Source organism: Microcoleus sp. FACHB-672 (genome assembly GCF_014695725.1).
Taxonomy (GTDB): Bacteria; Cyanobacteriota; Cyanobacteriia; order Cyanobacteriales; family Oscillatoriaceae; genus FACHB-68.
The window spans coordinates 322,858-346,727 of the sequence record NZ_JACJOU010000033.1 but is presented as its reverse complement, the minus strand read 5'-3'; the positions used below and the strand labels follow the sequence as shown (position 1 = coordinate 346,727).

The 23,870-nt window shown below is 46.8% G+C and carries 17 protein-coding genes and 1 tRNA gene; 6 read left to right on the top strand and 12 right to left on the bottom strand.

Annotation, left to right across the window (positions count from 1 at the left end):
* Positions 1 to 21 precede the first annotated feature (21 nt).
* Positions 22 to 411, top strand: a complete 390-nt coding sequence (locus tag H6F56_RS24585; protein WP_190674341.1) for a hypothetical protein — start codon at positions 22 to 24, stop codon at positions 409 to 411.
* Between the two features lie 169 nt (positions 412 to 580).
* On the opposite strand, the gene gcvP is transcribed toward H6F56_RS24585, so the two are convergent.
* Together gcvP and gcvH are read right to left on the bottom strand one after the other, a co-directional pair.
* A complete protein-coding gene (gene gcvP, locus H6F56_RS24580; RefSeq protein ID WP_190674338.1) occupies positions 581 to 3,526 on the bottom strand; it encodes an aminomethyl-transferring glycine dehydrogenase in 2,946 nt (981 codons plus the stop codon).
* Between the two features lie 794 nt (positions 3,527 to 4,320).
* Positions 4,321 to 4,710, bottom strand: coding sequence for a glycine cleavage system protein GcvH (gcvH, locus tag H6F56_RS24575; protein WP_190674335.1), 390 nt, complete (start codon positions 4,708 to 4,710; stop codon positions 4,321 to 4,323).
* 154 nt (positions 4,711 to 4,864) lie between these two features.
* Here gcvH and H6F56_RS24570 point away from each other — a divergent pair, with 154 nt between their 5' ends.
* Positions 4,865 to 5,761 (top strand): alpha/beta hydrolase, encoded by an 897-nt coding sequence (locus H6F56_RS24570; protein WP_190674332.1) that lies wholly within the window; start codon positions 4,865 to 4,867, stop codon positions 5,759 to 5,761.
* Here H6F56_RS24570 and H6F56_RS24565 read toward each other — a convergent pair.
* From H6F56_RS24565 to H6F56_RS24520, 10 genes are all read right to left on the bottom strand, one after another.
* Complete coding sequence (locus H6F56_RS24565; RefSeq protein ID WP_190674329.1) at positions 5,727 to 6,659, bottom strand: M28 family peptidase; 933 nt, start codon at positions 6,657 to 6,659, stop codon at positions 5,727 to 5,729. The genes H6F56_RS24570 and H6F56_RS24565 overlap by 35 nt on opposite strands.
* A gap of 63 nt (positions 6,660 to 6,722) precedes the next feature.
* On the bottom strand, positions 6,723 to 7,883 hold the full coding sequence (gene gcvT, locus H6F56_RS24560) for a glycine cleavage system aminomethyltransferase GcvT (RefSeq protein WP_309236627.1): 1,161 nt from the start codon (positions 7,881 to 7,883) through the stop codon (positions 6,723 to 6,725).
* Positions 7,884 to 8,154: 271 nt separating this feature from the next.
* Entirely contained in the window at positions 8,155 to 8,466 is a 312-nt protein-coding gene (locus H6F56_RS24555) for an RNA recognition motif domain-containing protein (RefSeq protein ID WP_190674326.1), read from the bottom strand.
* 287 nt (positions 8,467 to 8,753) lie between these two features.
* Positions 8,754 to 8,826 (bottom strand) — tRNA-Ala (locus H6F56_RS24550).
* A 126-nt stretch (positions 8,827 to 8,952) separates the two neighbouring features.
* Positions 8,953 to 9,294: a hypothetical protein gene (locus tag H6F56_RS27140; RefSeq protein ID WP_190674323.1), complete on the bottom strand. Its 342-nt coding sequence runs from the start codon at positions 9,292 to 9,294 to the stop codon at positions 8,953 to 8,955.
* A 149-nt stretch (positions 9,295 to 9,443) separates the two neighbouring features.
* On the bottom strand, positions 9,444 to 10,214 hold the full coding sequence (gene hisF, locus H6F56_RS24540; RefSeq protein ID WP_190674321.1) for an imidazole glycerol phosphate synthase subunit HisF: 771 nt from the start codon (positions 10,212 to 10,214) through the stop codon (positions 9,444 to 9,446).
* A gap of 237 nt (positions 10,215 to 10,451) precedes the next feature.
* Positions 10,452 to 14,861, bottom strand: a complete 4,410-nt coding sequence (locus H6F56_RS24535) for a PAS domain S-box protein (RefSeq protein WP_190674319.1) — start codon at positions 14,859 to 14,861, stop codon at positions 10,452 to 10,454.
* On the bottom strand, positions 14,836 to 15,315 hold the full coding sequence (locus H6F56_RS24530; protein ID WP_190674317.1) for a response regulator: 480 nt from the start codon (positions 15,313 to 15,315) through the stop codon (positions 14,836 to 14,838). The genes H6F56_RS24535 and H6F56_RS24530 overlap by 26 nt, the downstream gene beginning before the upstream one ends.
* Positions 15,312 to 16,937: a sensor histidine kinase gene (locus tag H6F56_RS25990; RefSeq protein ID WP_199313238.1), complete on the bottom strand. Its 1,626-nt coding sequence runs from the start codon at positions 16,935 to 16,937 to the stop codon at positions 15,312 to 15,314. The genes H6F56_RS24530 and H6F56_RS25990 overlap by 4 nt, the downstream gene beginning before the upstream one ends.
* Before the next feature lie 862 nt (positions 16,938 to 17,799).
* A complete protein-coding gene (locus H6F56_RS24520; RefSeq protein ID WP_190674314.1) occupies positions 17,800 to 19,008 on the bottom strand; it encodes a Coenzyme F420 hydrogenase/dehydrogenase, beta subunit C-terminal domain in 1,209 nt (402 codons plus the stop codon).
* 702 nt (positions 19,009 to 19,710) lie between these two features.
* On the opposite strand from H6F56_RS24520, the gene H6F56_RS24515 reads away from it, so the two are divergent.
* The 4 genes from H6F56_RS24515 to H6F56_RS24500 all read left to right on the top strand — a co-directional run bounded on the left by H6F56_RS24515 (position 19,711) and on the right by H6F56_RS24500 (position 23,740).
* Entirely contained in the window at positions 19,711 to 20,943 is a 1,233-nt protein-coding gene (locus H6F56_RS24515; RefSeq protein ID WP_206753425.1) for a glycosyltransferase family 4 protein, read from the top strand.
* Between the two features lie 190 nt (positions 20,944 to 21,133).
* Positions 21,134 to 21,289 (top strand): hypothetical protein, encoded by a 156-nt coding sequence (locus tag H6F56_RS24510; RefSeq protein ID WP_190675086.1) that lies wholly within the window; start codon positions 21,134 to 21,136, stop codon positions 21,287 to 21,289.
* 292 nt (positions 21,290 to 21,581) lie between these two features.
* On the top strand, positions 21,582 to 22,688 hold the full coding sequence (locus H6F56_RS27135) for a glycosyltransferase family 4 protein (RefSeq protein WP_190674309.1): 1,107 nt from the start codon (positions 21,582 to 21,584) through the stop codon (positions 22,686 to 22,688).
* Positions 22,685 to 23,740, top strand: a complete 1,056-nt coding sequence (locus H6F56_RS24500) for an STELLO glycosyltransferase family protein (RefSeq protein ID WP_190674307.1) — start codon at positions 22,685 to 22,687, stop codon at positions 23,738 to 23,740. The genes H6F56_RS27135 and H6F56_RS24500 overlap by 4 nt, the downstream gene beginning before the upstream one ends.
* The last annotated feature ends 130 nt before the right edge of the window (positions 23,741 to 23,870 follow it).

Here is a 23,870-nt window from a genome sequence, read left to right as displayed (position 1 = left end):
TGTGCTCGGGGAAATCATAATATGGCATTTGAACAGTACGAATTTACCGGCAGCCAGAACGAGCTGATTCGGGATCTGGCTAAGAAAATGCGCTTTGTTAGCTACTTCCTGATCGGGGTGGGCGTGTTGTCTGCCATTGCCGGCTTACTGACGGTGTTAAGAGGGGGCGGCAGCAGTATCATCAACGGCATCGTTTACATCGTCATTGGCATCTGGACAACTAGTGCAGCCTCTTCTTTTCAAAAAATTGTCGATACCCAGGGGAATGATATTGAGAACTTAATGCTTTCCCTGGGAGAGTTGAGGAAACTTTATACTTTCCAATACTGGCTTTTAATTATCGCCCTCGTTTTTCTGGCACTTGTGTTTGTGCTGGCTTTGCTAGGAGGTCTAACTGGAGCCGGCACCTAAGGCTAACCAGCATTAAACTTGCAGCTTTTCAACAAAGTGCTGATGGGGATAAAAGCTTAGAGGGCAAAGAATAGAGAACTTTGAGCGCAAAGTCAGCATTATCAAGTTAAATGCTAATTTGCTTAGATTGCCGGCACTTGATCGGGTGGGGATTGCCCACCCAACTTATTTATGCCGGCGAGTATGCCTCCATTGGCAAACAAGAACAGACAAAATTGCGATCGCCGAAGGCATTGTCAATACGCCCGACTGCCGGCCAGAACTTGTGTTCGCGAGTCCACGGAACCGGGAAAGCCGCTTGTTCACGCTCATAAGAATGGTTCCATTCCGCTACCATTAAGCTTTCTGCCGTGTGGGGCGCATTCTTAAGCACGTTATCTTCAGTATCCGCCTGACCCAGTTCAATTTCCTCAATTTCGTGGCGAATAGCGATCATGGCATCACAAAAACGGTCGAGTTCTTCCTTCGATTCACTTTCTGTGGGTTCTACCATCATGGTTCCCGCCACCGGCCAAGAAACTGTAGGGGCGTGGAAGCCATAATCCATCAAGCGTTTAGCGATATCATCCACTTCAATCCCGGCACTCTTTTTCAGAGATCGCAGATCCAGAATACACTCATGGGCCACTAAGCCGGCTTTTCCCTTGTACAGCACAGGATAGTAAGCTTCTAACCGACGGGCAATGTAATTTGCATTCAGAATCGCCACTTTGGTTGCTTGCGTCAAGCCGGCAGCGCCCATCATTACAATGTACATCCAAGAAATGGGCAAAATGCTGGCACTTCCCCAAGGCGCAGCCGAAACAGCCCCCACAGAAATTTGAGAATTTTCTTGATTCTTGATTCTCAATTCTTCGTGTTTAACGACACCGTGTTGAGGTAGGAACGGCACCAGATGGGAGGCGACACCAATGGGACCCATGCCTGGGCCGCCGCCGCCGTGGGGGATACAGAAAGTCTTGTGCAAGTTTAAGTGACAGACATCCGCGCCAAAATCTCCAGGCCGGCATAACCCGACTTGAGCATTCATATTCGCCCCATCCATATAAACTTGGCCGCCTTGGGCGTGAACAACCTCGCAGATTTCCTTAATTTGTTCCTCGAAGACGCCGTGAGTCGAGGGATAAGTCACCATCAGAGCGGCAAGTTTGTTGCTGTGCTTTTGTGCCTTATCCTCGAGATCGTCGAGGTCAACATTGCCTTGAGTGTCACAGGCAACCGGCACAACCTTCATGCCGCACATGACTGCACTGGCTGGATTTGTCCCGTGGGCTGATTGGGGAATAAGACAGACATCCCGGTGTGCTTCTTGCCGCTGTTCGTGGTACTGACGAATCACCAACAGGCCGGCATATTCGCCTTGAGAACCGGCATTCGGTTGTAGGGAAACTCCAGCAAAGCCGGTGATTTCTGCTAACCATCGCTCAAGTTGCGCGAATAAGATTTGATAACCTTCAGTTTGAGAACGCGGCGCAAAGGGATGAATTTTGCTAAATTCTGCCCAACTCACCGGCATCATTTCCGCTGTGGCGTTCAGCTTCATGGTGCACGAACCCAAGGGAATCATTGAGGTTGTGAGGGACAAATCTTTTGCTTCTAACTGGTGGAGGTAGCGCAAAAGCTCGGTTTCCGAGTGATAGCGATTGAAAACGGGATGGGTAAGAGAGCTGCTGTTGCGGAGTTTAAGGCGTGGCCATTCTCCTTTGCTGTGCAATTCTTCAACCGTGAAGGGGAGAGTTTCGCTGCCGGCGAAAATATGCCACAAATCGAGTAAATCTGTAACTGTGGCGGTTTCGTCTAGAGAAATGCCGATGGTTGTGGCATCGATGGTACGCAGGTTAATTCGATTAACTTCAGCGGTTTGCAGAATGTCTTCCAGGGATTTTGACCCTAATTCCACCCGCAGTGTATCGAAGAAGGCTTCTGAACCAATGCTGTAACCCAGACGTTTCAAGCCGGCTGCCAGGATAGCGGTTAATTGATGAACTCTCTGGGCAATTCGTTGCAATCCAGCCGGTCCGTGGTAAACGGCATACATGGAAGCAATGACAGCTAGCAGCACTTGTGCAGTACAAATGTTACTGGTTGCTTTGTCACGACGAATATGCTGTTCACGAGTTTGCAAAGCTAAACGCAGGGCCGGCCTACCGTTGGCATCTTGGGAAATACCAACGATTCGCCCTGGAACTTGCCGTTTATAAGCTTCTCGCGTGGCAAAATAGGCTGCATGGGGACCCCCATATCCAAGGGGGACTCCGAAGCGCTGGGTGTTTCCGACGGCAATATCCGCTCCAAATTCGCCGGGGGGTTGCAAGATACAAAGACTTAAGATATCTGCGGCGACTGTCACTAAGGCACCGGCACTGTGAGCTTTTTCGATAAAAGGCCGATAATCGTAAATCGCCCCATCACTGGCGGGATATTGCAGCAGCGCCCCAAAAATTGCTTGTTCAAAGTTAAACGTTTGGTGATCGCCGACAATAACTTCAATCCCCAGCGGTTTAGCTCGGGTTTGCACGACTTCGAGGGTTTGGGGATGGCAGTCTTGGGAGACAAAGAAAGCTTTTGCTTTTGTTTTGCACAAGCCATAGCTCATCGCCATCGCTTCTGCGGCGGCTGTGGCTTCATCCAGCAAAGATGCGTTAGCAATTTCTAAGCCCGTGAGGTCGATAATCATCGTCTGGAAATTCAGCAATGCTTCCAGACGCCCTTGGGCAATTTCGGCTTGATAAGGCGTGTAAGCGGTATACCAGCCGGGGTTTTCTAGGATGTTGCGCCCGATAACCGGCGGGGTGATACAGTCGTAATACCCCATGCCGGTGAATGAGCGAAACACCTGATTTTTTGAGGCAATCTGTTTCAATGTTGCCAAGGCTGCGTATTCGGTTCGCGCTTCAGGCAATTGCAGGGGTTGAGTCAGCCGGATCGCCTGGGGGACTGTTTTATCGATGAGGGTGTCAAGGGATGGCAGCCCTAGCACATCAAGCATTTGCTGAATTTCATCGGAATTAGGGCCAATGTGCCGGTGAACAAATGTATCGGTCGGCGCAAGGTCAGGGTTCAGCAAACTTGATAAATGGGTGTCTGTGCTAGATGTGGTATTCAAATTAGGCATATAACTCTAACGGTTTAAGAATTTGACTGTGTGCGGCTTCCACATTGATCCCGACCGAATATCCTATGGCAGGGTGTGGAATGCGAGGGTAGTTTGCGCCGGCGGCTAGTTTGTAAACAGTCTGTACCTCTACTTATTATTTTGCAACATTACTTAAAGTTTACAGGTAGCTCTGGGCATTCAGCGCACAGTCAGTAAGGTTTTCAGGCTGGGATTTTTGGTATCAGGCAATCAAATAAAATTGGGCATCGGGCATGGCTGCGCCAACCTAAAGGTACGGGCATGGAGGATGGGAGACGGCCGACAGTTTTTTTCGTTCACAGCAATCAAAAAGCTATATGCTTGTTAACTTACTTATAGGTAGCCCATTCAAAAGCGAATACTATCAGAAGATAAAAAATATTATTTTGCTCTATAATAGCAAGCTATTATTTTGCTTAAATTCTTTATTTATATAACCTACAAGCTTTTATAAACGTGCTTTTATTTCACTAAATATAAAAATAATCCGCTAAAATTTCGTGATTGCTTTGAATTTTGAGGGATGCCGGAAAGAAAAACTGCCCTGGAAAGCTGATGAGGACGCTTTCCAGGGCAATTTAACAAGCTCACAATTCTTGGGCGCAGGTAAGGGTTCGACCGGAAAATAGAAACCCCCTGATTTCATTTTGTTTGACAACTAGCTCACTCAGTCGCTGTGCATCTAGCGCTGATTCTAGAAGAAATTGAGAGCGAACGTTTAAGAAAGAAATGATGAAATTTAACTGTCTTGACCTGGGGTAGTGGATTGCCGGCTAGTCTCCCTCTACCAAGCCACGATACTCATCCGATGACATCGCCTCATCTAGCTCATCCGCATCGTCGATGCGAACCTTGAGCAGCCAGCCTTCTCCATAGGGATCGTCCCCCACTTGTTCTGGTGCCTCAATCACTTCGGCATTGCGTTCCACGACGGTGCCAGAAATTGGGGATTTGAGGTCTTCAACCGCTTTCACCGACTCAATTGTTCCAAAATTATCGCCCTTTTTTAAAGCTTCGCCAATTTCTGGCAGTTCCAGAAACACGATGTCTCCGAGCTGATCGACGGCAAAGGCACTGATGCCAACGGTGGCAATTTCGCCGTCAAGCCGCACATATTCGTGGGTGTCGAGATACTTCAAATCGTCAGGATATTCCAAGCTCATGTTACTTCCTCACACAACATAGATAAACGGATTCGCACAACTGGCGGGTTCTCAGCTCAGGATTGCCGGTGCCCGGAATCTAGCTGGTTATAGCATTAAGTTACTCGTACAGATTATTCCTCAAACTTTGAATTCTGGGTATGTGGTGCTGCAAATGAATCGAAAAACGTTAAGACATCTGCTGCTGGGTGAATTTTCCTTTAAACGTTTGGGACGCTCTGCCATTATTATTTATGCCTTTGTTTGCTTTTATGCGTTCTTTTTTACAGATCGATTGATTTTTCAGCCACCAGCAGCCAGTTATGAGGATTCTCGTGAGACGATCAAGCTGAGATCAGCGGATGGTATTCAGATTCCTGCTATCTATTTACCGAATCGGGGGGCAACTCACACAATTCTCTATAGCCACGGGAATGCAGAGGATTTGGGGAATATTCGCTGGATGCTCGAGGATTTGCAGAAGATGGGGTTTGCTGTCTTCGCTTATGATTATCGGGGCTATGGGATAAGTGAGGGAAAGCCGACTGAGCAGGGTGCTTATGGGGATATTAACGCTGCCTATAATTATCTGACGCAGAAGCTGGGTGTGTCACCGGCACGAATTATTATCTACGGACGTTCGGTGGGTTCTGGGCCATCTGTTAATTTAGCGAGTCGGGTTAATGCTGCCGGTTTGATCTTAGAAAACCCTTTTCTCTCTGCTTTTCGGGTGATTACACGAATTCCGATTGTGCCGTTTGACAAGTTTAGTAATATTGACAAAATTCAGCAGGTGCGCTGTCCGGTTTTGGTCATGCATGGCACTGCTGATGATCTGATTCCATTTTGGCACGGGCAGCAATTGTTTACGGCGGCAAATGAACCGAAGCGCTTTTTGTGGGTTGAAGGTGCCGGCCATAATGATCTGATGGAGGTGGCCGGCGATCAGTATGCCAAAGCGTTGCGGGAGTTCGTTCAGTTGGTAAAAACTCGATCCTTAACCCCTGTCTCTGACTCGCTTTCCGCCCACAAGAATGTTACTTTTCAAGCAATTCTGCGAGGCCGGCGATAACTTTTTCTAAACCGGCAACGACGCGGGCAGTGCTGTCAAAGTCGATTTTATCGGGTGTATCTTCTGGGGTGTGGTAGTGGGGATAGCGGAAGGGCGCGGTATCTGTCACCATAATCGCTTGATAACCTTGCTGCCAGAAAGCCCATTGATCGGACCAGCCAACGCCGGGAACGTCTGCCGGCAGGGCTGCGCCTTCGCTGGGAAATTTGGCGTGGGTACGGAAAGCGCCAATAACTTGTTGCAATAGTTGAGCGCTTTCTGAGTTGCTAACAAAACCGATGAAGTTGCCGGTGAGGGGATAGCTGGCAGCAAGGGGCAAAGGGTATTTCTGGCTGCCAATTTCGTCGGAGTAGTAGCCGATGGTTTCCAGGCTCAGCATGGCGACCACTTTTTCATGACGCTTATGGCACCGCTGGGCATATCGCAGGCTACCCATAGTAGGGGTGCCAAAAAATGGGGCTTCTTCGTTGACGAAGGCGACAAAGCGTAGGGTTCTAGACGGTTTTGTACCGGCAAATGCTCTGGCTAAGGCGAGTACGGCTGCTGTGCCGGTGCCGTTATCGTTTGCGCCGGCACAGTTGGGAACCGAGTCATAATGACCGCCAATGATCACAATTTCATCGACTTTGTCAGTGCCGGCAATCTCGACCTCCAGGTTATGGAAAGTTTGCCCGTCGATGTCGAAACTTTGCCGGTGGACGTGATAGCCGCTATCTGCGAATGAGGCTTCTAAAAAATTTGCAGCAGCAGTTAGCTGTTGATAGCGCCAGCAGTTACGCTCTCCAATTTGGCCGGCAAGCTGTTCGATATCCCGCCGCAGGGCGTCTCGAATGGCGATTTCCTGGGCGGTTAGCGGTAGCATTTCACCGCTATAGCTTTCCCCTGGCATTTGGATCATGGCAAAATCCTTTAATTGGTATGAAGCTCACACAGCGGTTCAAAACCTATACTTGCAACCTCACTATTTAGCGGGTCGATTCGGTGAGCGATAAAACGGACGCTTGACAACAACAGCAGGATGTGATTTACCCCGAATTTCAACTTCTAATTGCTGGCCGGCATTGGCTAGCTGGGGAGGAAGGTAAGCCATCGCAATTGCGTAGCCCAGTGTGGGTGAGGGTGCGCCACTGGTAACAACACCTACCGGCTGGCCGGCATGAAGGACGGGATAGCCGTGACGGGCGATGTGACGCCCTTCCATTTGCAGTCCCACGAGTCGCCGGTTTAAGCCGTCTCGCTTTTGCTGTTCTAAGGCTGATCGACCGATAAAGTCGCCTTTGCTGTCGAGGTGGACAACCCAACCGAGACTGGCTTCTAAGGGTGTTGCGGTCTCATCAATATCTTGCCCGTAAAGCGGCATGGCGGCTTCCAAACGCAGGGTATCCCGTGCCCCTAGTCCGCAAGGGGTGACACCGGCTGCGAGGAGATTTCGCCACAGTTGGATGGCAATTTGTGGGTCTACCATGATTTCAAAGCCATCTTCGCCGGTGTAGCCGGTTCGGGCAAGGAAAGCGGGCGCACCTAGTACGGAAGTTTCTAAATGGCCGAAGGGCTTCACCGGCTTGAGATCGGCGTCTAGAAACGGCTGGAGATAGCTGGCAGCTTGTGGCCCTTGAAGGGCGATCAGGGCTTTTTCTTGGGATAAATCTTGCAAATCAATTTCTGCTGATTTTAGGTGGGCCAATAGCCACGCTTTGTCCTGAGACTGAGTTGCAGCATTGACGATCATCATTCCTATGTGCTCACCGCTATCGGTTTTGCCTTGGTAATAGAAGATGATGTCGTCTAAGATGGCGCCTTGATCGTTTAATAAGACGGTGTATTGAGCTTCGCCCGATTGCAGCCGGCCCAAATCCGACGGGACTAAAAACTGAAGCTGTTCGATTAGCTGTTTGCCTTGTAAGGCGAATTTGCCCATGTGGGAGATGTCGAACATTCCCGCTGTGGTCCGAACTGCTTGGTGTTCCTGGTTGATGCCGACATACTGTACTGGCATTAAGAAGCCGGCAAAGTCGGTCATCCGGGCGTTGAGTTCGACAGAAAGATCGTACAGGGGTGTCCGGACGGGTGCTGTTTCTGGATGCAAATCTTTGGCTTCGCTGCTGTGGGTTGACTTAGTCACAAATTGTTTTTTTGATAGCCGGTGAATATTTTCTATATTAAAGGCACTCTATTAGAGGCACTCTTTAATATCTCTAACTTTGTAGTAGATTCTCTCACTCAAAATTGGGCATAGGGCATGGGAAACTCAGAACTGGCCCTCAGGACTCAGCACTACAGAAAAGGCTCAAGCATTGCTGCCTGAGCCTCCTTAGATTAAATTACTTCCTGAGACTGATAGCGCTTACAAGTGAATGAAGCTTTTTGTCTCAGCGCGGATCTGGGTTGATAACTTAGTAGCGGCGTGAGAAGCTGCTATTGCGCCGGCCACCACCGCCGCCACCACCACCAGGACCACGATCTTCACGAGGCTTGGCTTTGTTAACTTTCAGGTCTCTGCCCATCCATTCAGCACCATCAAGCGCTTCAATGGCTGCAGTTTCTTCCGCATCACTGCTCATTTCAACGAAACCAAAACCACGAGGACGACCTGTTTCCCGGTCTGTGGGTAGCTGAACGCGCTTGACAGAACCGTATTCTGCAAAAACAGCGCTCAAGTCTTCTTGGGTCACTTCGTAGGATAGATTGCCTACATAAATAGACATAGATTGTCTCCAAAACTCAATAGGTGTAGAGATTGATATTTCGGAGAGTAGCTTGTCAAGATCAAAAGGAAAATGCCTGTCAACACTAGAAACAAACGCTGCAACCGAATTTAACTCTCAAATACGATCCTAGCATAGCTTTCAGGCTTGAGGAGGAGATTTTTCAACCTGTGAGAAAATCAATAGCTGGCTGTGAAAGTATAAGGATATATCATCAATTTCGACCAAATTTTGCTTGCCGACTTGCAAAATCTTGGCACCGATCACATTATTATGTGCAGATTATATGGAGCTAAGCGGACTCGAACCGCTGACCCCCTCAATGCCATTGAGGTGCTCTACCAACTGAGCTATAGCCCCTTCCAGCGCTTTATTATCTTGCCTTAAGTCTTAGCGATTCGTCAAGTCTTTTTCACCGGCTTTTTTAATTTAACTGAAAGCTAGAGTGATCATCTCAGATTCTAGCTTTCGGTTTATAACTGAGCGTTACCTCAGACGCAGCTGTGTTGTTGTTTGCAAGTTAGAAGCCGGCATGACTTCGCTGCCGATAAAGGGGATACCTTCATCCATTAGCCCATCCCATTCAGAAACCCAGCTCAGATATTCTTGATCGATTGATCCGTCAAGCGAATAAGGCTGCTGGGTCATTTGTGTGACGTAGCCGATATACCCACCCATCAAAAAATAAACCGCTACCATAGCCGCTGCTGCTGTTGCTACCAGGGTGCCGGCCAACATTAAGGCAAACTCCTGGTTGTCTACTGCCTCTTGCATCAGGTGCAGTGACCAAGCTACTAGGGCAACAACAATAATCAGTATTATGAACATCACTTTACATAATTTAACTTTTGATATCTTGACATATTGTAACACTTAGCTCAATTAGTGCAACGAGCCGATGTCAAGTCTTTACCCCCTAGTTTTTTGGCAAAGTGAGAAGTCTGGAAACTGCATCCTTCCTAATTTCTCATATTCCTTTAGAGCAAACGCACGGGGACTTGATGGGCGGCTAAGTATTGTTTAATTTCAGAGACGGTTAATTGTCCGTAATGCAGGAGAGAGGCTAAAAGAGCGGCTTCTGCTTGACCGTCACTGAGCGCTTCATAAATGTGATGACAGTTGCCGGCACCGCCGGAGGCTATGACTGGAATTCGCACCTGTTCAGCAATTGAGCGGGTTAACGCCAAGTCATACCCAGCTTGAGTTCCATCAGCATCCATACTTGTCACCAGCAGCTCACCTGCACCGCGCTGCTCAACTTCTTTCGCCCACGCCAGTGCATCAATGCCGGTGTTTTCCCGTCCGCCCCTGACATAAACATCCCAGCCAGGATTTGCTGGATCGGAGCGCCGGCGGGCATCTATAGCCACTACAATACACTGGTTGCCAAAGCGGTCACTGGCCTTATTAATAAACTCAGGATCGCGCACAGCAGCGGAGTTGACGCTCACTTTATCAGCGCCGGCTCGTAACAATTTTTTAATAGTTTCTAAGTTTTGGATGCCGCCGCCAACTGTCAACGGTATAAATACCTGTTCTGCGGTGCGGTACACCACGTCATAGATAATATCCCGGTCTTCATGAGTCGCGGTAATATCTAGAAACACCAATTCATCGGCACCGGCATCATTATAAACCTGGGCAAGCTCTACCGGGTCGCCGGCATCCCGCAGGTTAACAAAATTCACCCCTTTGACGACCCGACCGGCTTTGACATCCAGGCAGGGTAAAATTCGTTTGGCTAGCATAGCAACTCCTTTAAAGTACGAACGCCACTGACAACGAGTGCTGCTGGCGTCCCGATTATGAAGATTAACGCAATACAGCCGGTTTTGAAATCTCTCTAACTGTTTAACTGGATGTGTTGCGGGGCTATTCTCTATTTTTCCCTCGTTTTGGATGCCGGTTACACACCTTGAAGCGAGTGAACAAAATTCACCAGAGTTATATACAGATTTTTTTTACTAAACTGGCTTTTTGCTGCCTTAAGGGGCACTTGAGTTGTTTACAGAGAGGGGTACAACCGAATTCGCCAATCGCTTTAATGGCAGCGTCACAGTAAACGTAGCGCCGGCACCCAATTCACTTTCCACCGTTACCTTACCGTCGTGTAAATCCACACACTGTCTAACAACAGCTAGCCCCAGTCCTGTACCAGGGAGAGTGCCAACATTTTGGGCGCGATGGAAAGCTTCAAACACTCGAAGTTTATCTTCAGCAGGAATGCCAATTCCTTCATCTTGGATTTTGAAGATCACCTCGGAAGCTTGGCAAAAAAGTTCAATCCGAATTGTGCCACCCTGAGGAGAATATTTGACCGCATTTGAAAGCAAATTGCTGATAATTTGTCGCAACAACTTTGGATCGAAATAAGCTTCTATAAATTCATTGTGCGTTATAAAAACGAGCGTATGTTTACCAACCGTCCCCATTTGTGTCGCTTGTACTACTTCGCGGCAGAATTGCGTCAGTTCAAGCGAAACGGGGTTGAATGGAAGCCTGCCGGCAGTCGTTTGGCCGATAAATAACACATCTTCTAACAATTGGGTCATATTCATAACAGAGGTTTGAATTCGCACCAAATGTTCCAATTTTTTCTGATTGTTTTCACTCGGCCATTTTTGAAAGTAATATTCCAGTAAATCAGCCGAAGAAAGAATCGTACTTAATGGCGTACGAAACTCGTGAGAAACCATTGAGACAAAGCGAGTTTTAAGTTCGCTGAGTTCTTTTTCCTTCTCTAAAGCATTCAGAAGTTCGGCTTCTACTAGCTTGCGTTCGGTGATGTCTTCCGCAATGCCGGCAAGACGATAAACTTCTCCAAGCTGATTGCGAACTGGAAAACTCCTCGCCCAAATCCAGCGAATCTCTCCATCAGGTCGCACAATTCGATACTCTTTATTGATGTATAGTTCTCCTGCCATGCGTTTGTTGAAGGCACTGATGACGTGCGCCCGATCATCGGGATGGATACAGTCAAACCAGGAACTCGGCTGCTCGTAAAGACTCTGGCAAGTGCGACCCCAAATTTTTTCGTAGGCAGGATTGATGTAAAGCAGATTTTTCGCATCTAGCGAAACCATCCAAATCACCTGATGGATGTTTTCTGCAAGTTGGCGGAAACGCTCTTCACTGTTTTCCAGCAACTCGACAGCCTGCTTGCGCTCGGTGATATCTTCGACTGTGCCGACATAGCCGATTGGCTGACCTTGATCTGACAGCAGAAGCGATGATCGGATATGAGAAAAACGAATAATTCCCTCTTTAGTTTGGAAGCGAAACTCGTCAGAGTATTCCCAACCTTCACGAGTAAATTCAGACCAATCTTTAAATACCCGCTCGCGATCGTCTGGGTGTATTGAATTCGTCCAACCAGTTCCCAAACTTTCCTCTAAAGTAAAACCACAGATAGCTTGACAACGCGGGTTGGTGTAGGTACACCGGCCTTCAGTATCAGTGATGAAGATACCGACCGGCGAACAGGCACCCAAAGAGCGAAATAGTTCTTCGCTCGATTTCAATTCTTCCTCTGCTTGCTTGCGCTCTGTGATGTTTTGCGCCACAATCATGCCGGCTAAAATTTTCCCCCGCTCGTTTTTCACCGGCAGTGCGTGTGCGCTGTAAATGCGATTTGCATACTGATATTCAGTCAGGGTTTGGGTGCCGGCGAGTGCGGCGCGATAAATCGGTTCTAGAATTTGACAGTGTTCAGGCGGGTAGACGCCCCAAATCGTCTTTCCTTCTAATAACTGTTTAGAAAGACCCAAAGTTTCTAACTCTTGACCTTCTGCAAGGGTGTAGCGGAGGTTGTGATCAAACAAGAAAACGACACCATCAGGAAAATTTCTCGCCAGTGTGGAATAAAGCTCTTGACTTTTTTGCAGAGCTGCCTCTGCTTGCTTGCGCTCTGTAATATCTATCCAGACGCCAATAATCTCAGACAATTCGCCGCTTTCATTTGGGGCGATGACAGCGCGATCAAGAAACCAAAGATAGGAACCATCAGCACACTGCCAACGGTATTCAACCGTAACTTCGCCTTCTTCGACTAGAGTTTCAAAAGTGTCGCATACTCTTTGTTGATCATTAGGATGCAGTCTCGACCCCAACCAGTAAGGATCGTCAGTGAACTGGCGGCTAGGGAAGCCGGTGATGCGTTCGACATTTTCGCTCACCCACGTAGTCCTGAAGCTGCCGGAGGCGTTTGCACTGTAGAGCACCACGGGAACTGAGCGAAGCAGGAAAGCTTGTCGCTGTTCGCTCTCTTGTAGCGCTTCTGCTGCGTGCTTGCGCTCGGTGATATCGCGCAAGACTGATAAATGCTGGCCGGGGAGAATCCTAGCAGTTGCGGAAAACTCTACATCTCGTAGCGAACCATCCGCGCGCACAATCCGGAATTCTCCAGTTTGCTGCCCTTGTTGCAGAAACATTTGCCACGCTTGTTCAAAATTGACATTATGCTCTGTAAAGTCTGCTATGCAGCGGCCTGTGAGCGCTTGCTGGGACAGGCCAAAAAGGTTACAAGCGGCGGGATTGACCTGTAGATATTTGCCGGCGTCATCTGCAATCAGAATCGCGTCAAGGGCACTGTCAAAGATAGCCCGCAGTTGTTGTTCTCTCTCAGCTAATGCAGCCGCAGCTTCTACTCGGTCGGTAAGATCTCGCACGGTGGCAACAACTGACTCGACGCTACCATCGCTGCCGTGAATTGGGCTAAGGATGTACTCTAAGTCTCGCAAACCCCTAGCCGTGGGGAACCTCATCTCGGCCCTCAAGGTTAACCCGCGCTCGAAGACTGCTTGCCGTTGGGCGTCAAACATCTCCATTTTCTGTGCCGGCAACCCTAGCTGATGCCAAGTTTTCCCGACGATTTCTGTTTGCTGGAAGCCCAAGGTGTGCGCACCGGCAAGGTTGGCGTAGGTATAGGTTCCGCTGCGGTCAAACAGGTAGAAGAGGTCTGGAGAGGCTGAAAGAATTTCGTCAAGAGTTCTGGCTTGCTGTTCGAGCAAAGCGGCGAGCCGTTGCTGTTCGGCTTCTGCCTGCTTGCGAGCGCTAATATCTTGGATGACCGTAATGAAATATTTCGGTTCACCTAAAGCGGTGGGTATTGATTCCTGTTCAATGAATTCACAATTGTTCTCGCGTACGAGTGAGACTGTAACCTGACCCCAGATCACAGAACCATTTTTGCCGAGCCAACGCTTTTCTACGGCAAAAGTTTGGATCTGGCCGGCAAGTAGCGAACGCATATTATAAAGGCTTTGTTCCAGGTCATCTGGGTGGGTGATATCCTGAAACGTCTTTGATAGCAGTTCCTCTGGGGGGTATTCGACAATGTCACCAAAGCGCTGATTCACGCGAAGAAACCGGCCATCTGGCGAGATATGAGCAATCCCCACAGCGGCTTGCTCAAAAGTGGCGCGAAACCGCTGCTCGCTTTCCCTCAGCGCTTTCTCGGTCTGCCGGCGCTCGGCCACTTCTGCCAGGAGTTGCTGATTCGCCTGCTTTAATTGGGCTGTGCGTTGCTGCACTTTGTTTTCTAGCTGTTCGTTCAGCTGTTGCAGTGCCTCCTGAGCTTGCTTGCGCTCCGTGATATCGCGACCTTCCGCAATCAGTAGCAGGACTTGACCTGTCTCGTCCTTCACCGGCTTGAGGGAGAAGTCAATGGTCAGGACGGCATCTGTTGCAGAGGACAGATCCATTTCATAACGAACCAATTCGCCGGCTGCGGCACGGCTAATGGCAGCTTGCAATTGTTTTTGTGCCGGTGTCAGCGCTACAGAGGATGAAGTTTGCAGTTCTGTGGCCTTGTCTTGGTTCCACCACCGGCATTCCCAAAACAAACGGCCTACAACGTCTGTATGGGTGAGTTTGCAAAAGTCCAGTGCTGTCTGGTTGGCTTCCACCAGCGTGCCGTCTGGTTTGAGCACTGCGATGAACTGGAATGTCTGGTTGAAGATGGCCCGGAAGCGGCTCTCACTTTCACGTAGCGCTTTCAAGTTTTGCGTGCGCTCGATCGCATAGCGAATGGCTCGCTCTAATAAAGGCGCATCGATCTGGCCTTTGGTCAGGTAATCTGCCGCGCCGGCTTTCATGATCTCAACGTCTAGTGCGTAGTCTCTTTGGCCGGTTAAAAAGATCGCGGGCGCTTGTAGTTCAGACTTGAGTGCCTCACGCAAAACTTCCAATCCGTTGCGCTTGCCCAGACAGTAGTCAATCAGATAAACGTCGTGTTCGTGACGGGCGATCGCATCTAAAGCTTTCTCACACGTATCTGCCCATTCTAGGGTGAACTTTTTTCCCTCAATCTCAGAGAGCAAGTCTCTAGTAATTACATAATCGTCTTCGTCGTCTTCTACCAAAAGCACTCTAATGTGGCTGTTGTCCATATCCATCCGCAACTCCGTTAGGTGGCAGTTCGACAAGTCCAAACCAATATTTGCTTAAAGTTTCCATGAGATCGACAAGAGAATCAAATGTCATGGGCTTGGTAATAAACGAGTTTGCGCCCCCGTCATAGGCAGTCTTGATATCTTCATGGGTCTTTGAGGTTGTAAATACCACAACCGGGATTCTCCGCAGTTCCGGGTCGGCTTTGATTTCATTGAGTGCCTCTCGCCCGTCTTTTTTGGGTAGGTTTAGATCAAGCAGAATGAGTGCCGGTCGGGGTGAGTTTTCCTGGGTATATTGGCCACGGCGGTACAAATAATCCATTAATTCTTCGCCATTTTCTACGCAGCGAAGATCGCTTAATAGTGAGCTTTCCTCTAGCGCATCTTGGGCTAAAAGCCGATCATCTGGATCATCTTCAACGAGCAAAATCGTGACGGGTCGGCGGCGTTGATTCACTTTAGATTTCCTCCTTTGAACTGTTTTACCGGCAGCATAACGGTAAAGGTTGCTCCCTCTCCTAGTGAGCTTTTGGCCGTGATGCTGCCGCCGTGGCGATCAACAATTTTGCGACAAATTGCTAAACCGATGCCGGTGCCTTCGTATTCACTGCGACTGTGCAACCGTTGAAAAGGGACAAAAATTTTATCAAGGTACTTTTGCTCAAATCCGATGCCGTTATCTTTTACTGTAATCTGATAAAACTGCCGATAGGAAATATTGCCCGTTGAGTTTTCCTCAACTTCGTTCAAAAGTTGACTGCAGATCTTAACGGCGGCGCTTTCTTCAGGCCGGCTGAATTTCAAGGCATTGTCAATTAAATTTTGCAGCAATTGGCGCATCTGAGTTGGATCGGCTTCCAGGATCGGCAGTTCTCCGATGTCTACAGATCCACCAGAAGACGCAATCCGTGTTTCCAGATCAGACAGCACTTCTGTTACGACTTTAGCAAGATTAACTGTAGCGAAAGATTGAGCTTGAGTGGCTACTCGCGATATGGCTAGCAAGTCGTTGATTAACGTTTGCATTCGTTTGGCTGCATTGTGCATTCGCTCTAGATAATCTCGTCCTTGAACGTCGAGCACATCAGCGTATTTCGCCTTGAGCCGGTCGCTAAAGGTTTGGATTTTCCGCAGCGGTTCTTGCAAGTCGTGAGAGGCTACATAAGCAAAGTCTTGCAACTCGCGGTTGCTCACCTCTAGTTGAGCTGAGTAGGCTTTTAATACTTCCTCAGCCTGTTTAAGTTCTGTGATGTCGCGCCCCACAGCTTGGATCTCTACAAATCGGTTTTGGTGATCAAAAATTGCTCGGTTGCTCCACTGCTGAGTACGGATTTCTCCGTGAGTGTTGATGATGCGATGAGTGATCGTAACTATCGGCTTTTCTTTGCTGAGAGCATTGAGTTGCGCTTTGACTTTTTCTATATCTTCTTCCACAATCATTGGGTAAAAGCTGCTCCCAATTAGATCCTCCTGGGTTCGCCCAAAGTAGCGACAGTAAGCTTGGTTGACGAAAGTGAGGGAACCTTCGGGCAAAAAGCGACAGATCAGTTCGGTTTGATCTTCAACGATCGCACGGTAGCGAGCTTCGCTCTGGCGCAGTGCTTCTTCACTTTTCTGGCGTTCGAGGATTTCGTTTTCCAGGTTTTGGTTGATGAGTGCTAGTTGGGCGGGACTGGGAAGTGTGAGTGCTTGGGGAAGCAAGGGGATGAGTTGGACGGCGGTGTAGAGGGAAACGCCTGCGGTAAAGGCTTTAAGGATGCCGGATGTCCAGTAGTTTGGGTGCCAAAGTGTCCACACTTCCATAATATGGGTGGTGCCACAGGCGATGATGAAGGTTCCAAATAACCAGAAAACCCACGGAAAAGGCACGTCGCGCCGGTGCTGCACGAAATAGACTAGGGTTATCGGAATCGAGTAATAGGCAAGTGCGACGACAGAATCTGACACGACATGAAGCCACACTAATCCGGGTTTCCAGAGGTAGCACATCCCGTGAGGCATAAAGCCTGCCGGTAGATGTAACTGTCCAGGGTGAATAAATTCTCCCGATGAAAGTAAGCTGGTTAAAAAATTCAGCATGAAATTTTCCAGTGATTCTTGCTTGTTTCCGTGAGGGGGAACTAATATGGGTTTTTATTAAGGGCTTAATGTTAAGTTAATAAAAACTTTTTATTTTGGGGGGTTTAAAGATTTGTCTAAGGTTCTCTATGTGGGAGTAGAATGTCACCGTTCATAGCTTTTGATAGTGTTCTGAAGAAAATTTTTTAATTTTTTTTGAGCTTAAATCTACAGCTCTTTATTTTCAAAAAGCTTAGAAAAGCTACCCTCCCTGAACTTTTAGCCTTCCCATGATAAATTTCTGTTTTTATTACTCAAAACAACAAATGAACATAAGTTCCTCCAGGCAGCTTTTTTGTTAAAAAGCCTTTAAGCCTTTATTGTATCCTAATTAAAAAGGCTGGATATTCCCACAAAGAGAATAGGCTTTGCTCATTGCCGGTTTCTGGGCGGGGGCTTTGGGTTCGAGGGCCTGTCTTTTCTTTGTTTCAACGATTCCTATGGTAAAGTTGTAAGTAAAGTGTTGATTTCAGTGAAAACACGAGAGTCATTTATTTAATTTATTTGCAGAAGGCCGGCACAACCTTAGAAATACTTAAAAATTCCCAATTAAATATTTTAACAACTAGCAATTTTTTCTTAACCCTGAAAACCTTTGATAATAACAGGCAGAGTCCAACCCTAATGGCATTCAATTAAGACTACTCGTTTAATATTTCCCAGCCCTGTTCATTTCCCTCAGATCAAGTGGGCCGACTGTAATTATTATAATTACGCAATTTCTAAAATGTTTATTGATAAATTTTGTGAGTTTGATGATGGAATTGAGGGAAAAATATGAAGGACGAAATACACCTTTCAGACTTCTCCCTCGCTTCCAGTCTTAAGCTTCTGGCAATTTATACTGTTCTACAATCCGCTTGGCATATTCGGGCACATGATCGTCTAATTTCTCTGGGTGATTGCGCTTCACATATAAATAATTGCGGGTGAAGTGAGAATCAATTGAGAAACGAGCGTATTCTAAACCTTTAGGGCCAATTTTTTCAATGACAATCCCCATCAGTTTGGCTGCCCACATCGGTAGAGTAACACCTTTATCGTAAGCGGGAATGCTTTGCTGTACAGCTTTTTTGCGATCTCCTTGAGACATCACCGGCTGCGTATCTAGTTGCTCTTGCACTAAGTCTAGCATCTGTTGGCCGGTGTCATTGCGAACCACAATCCACTGCCAGCCAAAAGGCGCACCCATGTAGCCAACAACTAAATCTGCCAGTGAATTAACGTAATCAAAACAGCTCATACACGAAGGCGCAAATACGTCTTTTAGCTGATTAGTTTTGAGACCAAAAAAAGGTACTTTTTCAATCGAACCGTCTTCGTGTTTAAAATGAACTTGAAAGTCCTGCATAAATTCGTAATGCACGACTGTTTCGGGAGACCGGCTGGTGGTATCAAGGAATTTTTGCAAGCCGGCGCGACTGACATTATCTACACAAGGCGTACCTAAAATGTAGAGCTTTTCTAAGCCTAGCTGTTTTTCCACAGCCCGCAGCGCTTGAATTTGGCAACCGACGCCAATGACTAACAGCCGCTTCATTCCAGATTGCTCGATTTGCTCCAATACTGAAAGATTCGGCGATAGAGTTGGCTTGTTAACTTTGGCTGCAAGCACTTCCTCTGGTGTCCGCGCAATCACCGGCATCGGCCCAAATCGGTCTTCTTTGGTATTCTGGACACAAACGACGCCTTCAACCATGCCGCGATTCAGCATTTCGCAGGCAATTGAACTGACAATTCCCGTCCACTGTGCTCCCTCAATTGGCTGCTTTTTACGCGCCGCCATCATATCTTGACTGACGCCGAAGTACCAATCATCCGGGTTATCCAAATTGCGTGAACGTCCGTGGGCTTCTTCTTCCAGTTCTGCAATATGCTGATGGATAAAAGCGCAGGCGTCCTTGACATAATGCACGTAATAGGTATCGCACAGCCCGCATTCACTGCACAATTCTTTAGCCGGTCTGCGGCTGGAAGGCTTGAGGGCTTTGGCTTTCTTGTGTTTGGCAGGGTCAGGAGTCGTGATGGTCATTGAAACTTGGTTTTTTAAGCTGGGATGACTTCTCTCACAATACCTTAGCGCTCGATCTTGCGATGCGTTCCTCTCATGTCTTTGTTCGCACCGGCTGTATTTGAACCCTCAAAATTTCTTGAACCTATTGAACCGGCTTGAGTTGAGCCTATTTTCTCGTTCACCAAAAACTTAACAAAATTACAACTGCCGTAAGTTTACTGATGGGTCACAGCACTCTTGAGTTAGGACTCAGGGAAATTCGCTGCCGGTAAACGTTACAGGCACTGCCGGTAAAAATTGCTCAAAATCATACTGCGGAATGGTCTCAGAAGTTATATCTATCTATCACAATACAGAGAACGAGCGATGGCGATTGAGGCGTTGCACCGCAAAGCATTGCAAATCGATTCTTTTCAAGAATCTAATCACTTTTATAAAGTTATTGTAAAGATAACGGATAGAAATTTCAAAATTCAGTAAAAACTTGGTAGTTGTGGACTTTTATCAGAAATTTTTGACATTAATTCGTTAAATTCTAGATACAGTTTGTATATGCCTTAAGTAATTCCACTATAAATTCAGGGTTAGTGGAGCAATTGAGGAACTCTCACGCATCTACACTCCGCAGAATTCCTGAGAATATTCATTAAAGCCTTGCAGAGTAAAGCTTTGAAGATGGCCCTCAGTTAGTTAAGTCAGTCTATCTCAACCCAGGAGTGAATGATGGTTAACGCCTCTAAAATCACCAATTTAATCAAAATCGGCCAAAATCAGCCATATATACAGAATAATCGCGTGGATAGCGCAGTCGCTCCAGTCTTGGCGATCGCCAGCCATGAAGGCAACCCGCATAACCCAAAAACTTGGTCAGGCACTTCAAGCAATATTGCCCAAGGACTGGAAAATTTAGGGATTACTGTACTAGATATTAACGCTCATCTCAACAGATATCAGAAACGAGCTTGTATGCTGGTTCACCAGATGTCTGGACTGGGCCACGACTTTTGGGGAGGGCCAATTTTTAGAGGCGAAAGCGGGAAAATTATCCAGCGTCAAGTCAAAGCTTTGGGCTGCAAAAAAGTTCTACACATGGGGCAACTGTCGCTTCCCATGCCGAAGATTAATCCGGGCGTTGAACACTATTTGGTGTGTGACAGAACTCGAAATTTGTGGAATAAACGTTCCAATCTTGAGGGCTACACTCCAAAAATGCTAAAAATTGCTGAGCGTTTGGAGTGGGAATCCTTCGCTCAAATCAAGCACTTTTTCCCATTATCTGAATACGTCCGCGATAACCTGATCGATTACTATCAAATTGACCCCAGCCGAATTACAGTCATTAACACCGGCAGAGGTAGCCTTCAACCTTTTTATGGGGAGAAGGACTACAAAAACGGTCATATCTTATTTGTTGCTAAAGATCGCTTTGAGGCAAAAGGTGGCCCGTTGCTCGTTGAAGCGTTTAAAATTGCTCAACAGAAAAATCCATCCTTGAAACTGGTAATTGTTGGTCAAGAAAACTACAAACATCTAAACGGAGTTATTCCTAATCTGACAGTTCACGGAGTTATCCCTTGGGGGGAAGAACTGCAAAACCTGTTCAATACAGCGGCTTTATTTGCAATGCCGGCAGTCAATGAAGCGTGGGGATTGGTTTATTTAGAGGCTTTGGCAACTAAAAATCCGATAGTGGCACTCAACCGGACTTCTCTGCCGGAGATTACGCAGAATGGCAAATATGGGTTTTTGATGGATGAGCAAACACCAGAACACATGGCAGAGTTACTGCTAGAAGCATTTTCAAATCCCGAAAGATTGCGGGAAATGGGGGCTGCCGGTCAGAAGCATTGTCTCGAATCTTATTCATGGCAACAAACGGCTAGCAAAATTGCCAGCGTAATGCTAAATATTCCAGCATCCAAGTTGAAAACAAGAGAACTCAGTTTAGTTTAAAAGTCAAATCTTCGGTTTTGAGTTTTAAATCTGAAGTGATTGATTTTTAAGCTAAGTAAATTTCCCTTCAAAAATTCGTGAATTAACATTTTTAGCTCGTTGGTGAACTCACTGGCGGGCTTTTTGCTGAGGTTGCCATCAACCGAAGCCGGTACTCAACTGAGTTGAATGATGTCGCATACTGGTTAATATGCACAATTCACGTCAACTCGCATTTCTCGCACTCCGGGACGTACACCGGCAGGGTGCTTTTACCGATGTTGCCCTTGACAAGTGGCTGCAAAAAGCCAGCGCTGGGGCAGAACCTCCAATGCCGGCAGATCGGCGACTAGCCATAGAACTATAGCCATTGTATTTGCTTGGTGAGCAACGGAAATCGTTCTGTACACACGTTGTCTACCCTGTAGAATAGTAGGGCATCACCAAGCCCACATTTCCTGCCGTACAACTCTTTTGGCGGTCGGCGGCTAGCCAGTTGGAGCGCTTTGGCTTGTTTATACTAGTCGTTTGAGTAGTTGAGGCTATTAAAACTTGAAAACTTGGCTTTTTTATTTCTCGATACACTTTGAGGCTAGGCAACTGTACTCCTGCTGTCCCGTAAGCTAAGTTCTATTTGTTAAAGTTAAAGGGCATTTCCCGTGACAAAAGCTGAAAATGTTATTGCTATAACCGCTCTGGGCAATCCGAGAGACCCAAAAACTTGGTCAGGCACTCCAAACAATATTATCAAAGCGCTTGAACATCAGGGATATACCGTCTTGGGTATCGATGCGAGCATCAAAAAATACCAAAGACTCGCTTATTTGCTTCTACACCGATTGTCTGGCTTAGGCATTGACGAACTCAGAGGTTCAATCGCTCGCTCTCATAGTGCTAAAATTGTACAGCGTCAAATTCAAACATTGGGCTGCACAAAAATTCTGCACCTAGGAACATTTCAACTTCCTTTACCAAAGCTTGATCCAGGAGTTGAACACTATCTTTTCTGTGACTCAACATGGGATTCCTGGTCTCAATATGTTACCACTATCAACCAGTATACGCCGAAGATGCTCAATTTATCCGATGAACTTGAGCAGAAATCTTACGCTCAAATCAAACACTTCTTTACCATTTCTCAGTATGTTCGTGATAATTTAATTGAGCGCTACCAAGTCGAACCCAAACGAATCTCAGTTGTCGGTACGGGAAGAGGAAAAATTGAACCATTCACGGGAGAAAAAGACTATAAGAATGGTCATATACTATTTGTTGCTAAAGGTCGTTTCAAGGATAAAGGAGGTGATTTGCTGCTAGAAGGCTTCAAAACTGCACAAAGAAAAAACCCGTCCCTCAAGTTAGTCATCGTTGGACGAGAAGAATATCAAAAGTTAGCCGACTCGACACCAAATGTCACCGTAAAGGGGTATATTTCTTGGGAAGAGTTGCAAAACCTGTTTCATACCGCTGCCTTATTTGCCATGCCGGCCTTAAATGAACCTTGGGGCTTGGTTTACCTAGAAGCCCTTGCTTGCAAAACCCCAATTCTTGGCTTGAATCGAAATTCCTTGCCAGAAATTACCTGTGACGGAAAGTACGGTTTTTTAGTAGATGAACCAACCCCAGACTGTATAGCTGATACAATCTTAAAGGCTTTCTCTGAACCAGAAAAATTAAAACAAATGGGTGCAGAAGGTCAGAAGTATTGTCTCGAAACTTTCTCTTGGAATCTGGTAGCTAGTAAAATAGCTGAAATCATGATATGAAACTCCAGAACCCACCATTAAATGAAACCCGTTTTGCCATGAAAGACAATAAGTTTATCGTTATTACGAGTATCAACTATCCGACAGAAGGCGTAACAAAAATTGCCCAACTCTGCCAGGATTGGAATATTATTTTAGTTGGAGATAAAAAAACTCCAACCGACTGGAGCTACGAAGGTGTTCAATTTCTATCTGTGCAAGACCAACTTGCTTTTGATAGCGCCTTTGCCAAAGAATGCCCTTTCAACCACTATGCCCGAAAAAACATTGGATATCTCTTAGCGATCCGGGAGGGCGCAACAGTCATTGCTGAGACAGATGACGACAATATCCCTTATGACAACTTTCTGAGTTCAGTAAACAAGTCTGTGGAAGGTAAACCTGTTAAAAAGGTTGGGTGGGAGAATGTCTACACGCACTTTACTGATGAGAGAATTTGGCCGCGTGGCTTACCATTAGAATATATTAATGAGAGCCTTAAAAGCACTACCCCTTTAGGCTCTCAATCTAAGTTTGATTGCTCGATTCAGCAGTATTTGGCTGATGGAAACCCAGATGTTGATGCGATTTATCGGTTAACAACAGAAGGAGAAATAAAATTTAATCCTAACACAATTATTCTTGGAGATGGTACATTTTGTCCGTTCAATTCGCAAAATACAATCTGGTGGCCAGAGGCATATCCACTGCTTTATTTGCCTAGTTTTGTGAGCTTTAGAATGACTGACATTTGGCGCTCATTTGTTGCTCAAATCTGTCTATATAAACTGGATCAAAATATTGCCTTCCGAGAAGCGACGGTGTTACAAGTCAGGAACGAACATTCTTTGATCCGCGATTTTGAAGATGAGGTTACCGGCTATTTAAATAACGTCAGAATTGTGGAAATGCTCAGTAGTCTCTCGTTGTCAAATCAGCCGGCTAAGACAGGAGAAAACTTGCTGCTTTGCTACGAGAAGCTGGTGGAAGCAGGAATTATTCCCCAGAAGGAGTTACCGCTGATCGATTTATGGTTAAAAGACCTAGAATCGTTTACCTCATCAGTGGGCTAACCTAATTACACTAAAGACCAAACGTAGCTTGGAGATCCGCCCTGTGCAGTCGCGGTAAGAGCGTTGAGAAAAGCTCTTTTTTGAGGGACAAACCCTGCTTTTCACTTCGCCTAAAAATAGCAAAGATGGG

Coding starts and splice junctions, on each gene's coding strand:
- H6F56_RS24570 (WP_190674332.1), top strand. CDS start 4,865: ATGAATCGAAAAACGTTAAGACATCTGCTGCTGGGTGAATTTTCCTTT.
- H6F56_RS24500 (WP_190674307.1), top strand. CDS start 22,685: ATGAAACTCCAGAACCCACCATTAAATGAAACCCGTTTTGCCATGAAA.
- H6F56_RS24585 (WP_190674341.1), top strand. CDS start 22: ATGGCATTTGAACAGTACGAATTTACCGGCAGCCAGAACGAGCTGATT.
- H6F56_RS24515 (WP_206753425.1), top strand. CDS start 19,711: ATGATGGTTAACGCCTCTAAAATCACCAATTTAATCAAAATCGGCCAA.
- H6F56_RS24520 (WP_190674314.1), bottom strand. CDS start 19,008: ATGACCATCACGACTCCTGACCCTGCCAAACACAAGAAAGCCAAAGCC.
- H6F56_RS25990 (WP_199313238.1), bottom strand. CDS start 16,937: ATGCTGAATTTTTTAACCAGCTTACTTTCATCGGGAGAATTTATTCAC.
- H6F56_RS24535 (WP_190674319.1), bottom strand. CDS start 14,861: ATGGATATGGACAACAGCCACATTAGAGTGCTTTTGGTAGAAGACGAC.
- H6F56_RS27140 (WP_190674323.1), bottom strand. CDS start 9,294: ATGTTCATAATACTGATTATTGTTGTTGCCCTAGTAGCTTGGTCACTG.
- gcvP (WP_190674338.1), bottom strand. CDS start 3,526: ATGCCTAATTTGAATACCACATCTAGCACAGACACCCATTTATCAAGT.
- H6F56_RS24555 (WP_190674326.1), bottom strand. CDS start 8,466: ATGTCTATTTATGTAGGCAATCTATCCTACGAAGTGACCCAAGAAGAC.
- H6F56_RS24510 (WP_190675086.1), top strand. CDS start 21,134: ATGCACAATTCACGTCAACTCGCATTTCTCGCACTCCGGGACGTACAC.
- H6F56_RS24565 (WP_190674329.1), bottom strand. CDS start 6,659: ATGATCCAAATGCCAGGGGAAAGCTATAGCGGTGAAATGCTACCGCTA.
- gcvH (WP_190674335.1), bottom strand. CDS start 4,710: ATGAGCTTGGAATATCCTGACGATTTGAAGTATCTCGACACCCACGAA.
- hisF (WP_190674321.1), bottom strand. CDS start 10,214: ATGCTAGCCAAACGAATTTTACCCTGCCTGGATGTCAAAGCCGGTCGG.